1 protein-coding gene is annotated in these 2994 nt (G+C 38.1%); it reads right to left on the reverse strand.

From position 1 onward, the window contains the following. The coding region (locus HMPREF2837_RS08535) for a Rib/alpha-like domain-containing protein (RefSeq protein WP_186823217.1) at window positions 1-2994 on the reverse strand (2994 nt) is incomplete at both ends.

The following is a 2994-nucleotide window of genomic DNA, read 5'->3' on the forward strand; positions in this document are numbered from 1 at the left end:
CATCTTCTGTATCTGGAATTCCATCGTTGTCATCATCTGGATCAGTCACATCTGGAATACCGTCTCCATCTGTATCGCGTTGAATTTTAACTGGAACTTTAACTACAGCTTCTTCTGGGCCATTTTTCAGTTTAACTGGAATTTCGACTGTGCGTTCTTCTTCTTTTGGTTCCCAATTGTCTACTGTTGGTGTTCCTACTAGATTTCCGCCGTTATCAACTGTTAAACCATTTACTGGTTTATCTGTTGTAATCGCTGTTCCTGGTCTATTTGGTGTTACTACCTTAGTATTTGCTGGTACAGGTGTTTTTTCTGGGACAGTTTTTCCTGTTGCTGTTCCTGCTAATTGATCCTGAACAGTGATTCTGATTGATTTGGTTGATGCTGTATTGTTCTTATCATACGCTGTGATTTTTACAGTATAGTACCCTGTCTTAGCGTTCGTAGTTCCTGTAATTTGACCATTTTCGTATTTTAATCCTTGTGGTAAATTGCTTACCTGAATTGGATTATTATCACGCATTCCAACACCACCTGTATTATCTACAGCTGTTACAGGGATTGGAGTAATTGGTGTGTTTTTAGTTACTGTTGCGTCATTTGCCGTAATTGTTGGTCCTGTTACGTCTTTTACTGTAACTGGTACATTGACAGTATCACTTGATCCATCTGGATATGTAACTTTAACTACCGCATTACCTGCATCTCCTGCTGTTGCAGTTGAAGTTGGTTTGCTTTCTACTGTTAATGTTCCAGGTCCATAATTTGTTACTTTTGCTTTTACTGCTTCATCTGTAATTTCTTGACCTTGGTTAACTGTTAGTGAATCTCCTGTTGGATTATATTTGTCAGCTTGCTCCTGAACAGTGATTCTGATTGATTTAGTTGAGTGATTATTGTTTTTATCGTAGGCAGTAATTTTTACAGTATAATACCCTGTTTTAGCATTCGTAGTACCTGTAATTTGGCCATTTTCATATTTTAATCCTTGTGGTAAATTGCTTACCTCAATTGGATTTTTATCACGCATTCCAACTCCACCTGGATTATCTACAGCTGTTACAGGGATTGGCGTGATTGGTTCTTTTTTAGTTACTGTAGCATCTGCTGCTGTAATTGTTGGAGCTATCTTATCACGAGATGTTACAGTGAAAGTAAAGGTTACGGGATCAGCTTGATTACCTGCATTATCACTAGCTTTAAATGTAATCGTATTTGTTTTACCAACGTCTTCTGCAGTTGTTGTAATAGTTATTTTAATTACTTTTTCTTCATTAGTATTTGTAGTATAAGAATAGCTTGCTTTTTGTTGTAGTACTCTACTTACGTACTTATCAGAAAAATCTTTAAAGTCTATATTAACAACTTTATTATCTCTTGCTGTTACTGTGAAGCTTACTGTTTCACCTTCTACTACTGTTTGGTTAGCTGGTGAGATTGCTAATGTAGGTTTTTGGTCATCTGGTGCTTCTGTTGGAGTAACAGGATTACTTCTATCAGAAGTTACTGTTCCACCATTATTCACAACTGTTTCAGCTGTAATGGGGTTTCCTGGTAGAGCTCCTGAAACTGTAACTGTCGCAGTCTCTCCATTAGTTGTTCCAGTTCCGATAACTGTATCGCCATCGTAAAGCTTAACTGTAGAACCGTTTGGCACTCCACTTCCAACATTAACAGTAATTTGCTGATTTGTTAAGCCTTTTTTGTTCTCTACACTTGTTGTGATAGTAGGTTGTTTCGGTTTAACGATTAATGTAACTGTTCCATCTGAACCTGAATTGGCATCAGTTGATTTAGAACCGTCTTTATAAGTCGCAATAGAAGTATACTTGAACACTCCGGCTTGCGCTGTACTTGGTGAATTATTATCTTGCCACGTCCAGTTCATACCTGCAGGGAATGATTTATCATTTTTATGTTTAACATAACCTGAAGATACTGGATTCACTGGATCTCCTGCGTTATCTCCTACTGTTTTTGTAACGGTTAAACCTTGAATTGGGTCTTTTGGTGCCTCTGGGTCTGCTTCTAAACTTGTTCCCGTTGCCCCCATAATATAAGACTGATTAGTAGTTCTTCCGTATGTCACTGAGGCTGCATAGACACGACCGTATTGAGCCGCTTCTTCAGCAGTCACATCATCTTTTAGCCTAATCTTGGCATGCATGTGCATTGCATAATCGGCACTTTCTTGTCCAGTCTTAATTCCAAGATAATATGATGCACCTGGATAGCCACCGCTTTTAGTTTTTGTAAGGGTATTTAAGACAGGGTCATTCTCGTTATTTTTAAACACCTGCCATCTTTGTTTGTCACGAGTCACCCCTGAAGACGGATCGTAGATTGTTCGTTTATCACCATTAAAGAGATTATAATTCTGTTCCCATACTTTAGATGTAGATATATAGGCTGTATTTCCATATGGGGTAAAGCCTTGGAACCCATCAGAAAGTCTGCGACCACCAGTATTTTGGTAACGTGTGAAACTCACATCTTTTACCGTATTAGACGAGTGCATGATATTAAAAGGAGCTTGGAAATAATATTCTTGCTGATATGACAACTTTGTCATCCTTTTTCCATCATTATTGAAGAAAACATCATAGACGATCCATTTTCCTTCGCTATCTTGTACATAGGTTGCCTTAATATCAGTCTTATTTTTAGTGAGTTCTGGATTATCATTTATTGTTTTTCGTCCACCGTTCTCTTTCGGATCGACAGAAGCAAAATACTTGATATTTGTTAAAGCACCTTGATTAATTTGACCATTTGCTCTAAAACCTGTTCCTTGAGCCATTCTCTGACCATTACGTGGATCATGAGAACCTGAAGTCAAACGATTACGTGCAATCATAACAGAACTTTCGTTACGTTTGATGACACGATTCATATCCTCAACATCACGAAGGCTGACTTCTACACCACCAAATACAGACTTAGCTACGGCAACTTGGGCAATAGCTTTTTCCAAGATTTCACGTGTCAAGTCAT

Origin of the sequence: Streptococcus sp. HMSC071D03, assembly GCF_001812125.1 — a bacterium.
GTDB lineage: Bacteria > Bacillota > Bacilli > Lactobacillales > Streptococcaceae > Streptococcus > Streptococcus pseudopneumoniae_N.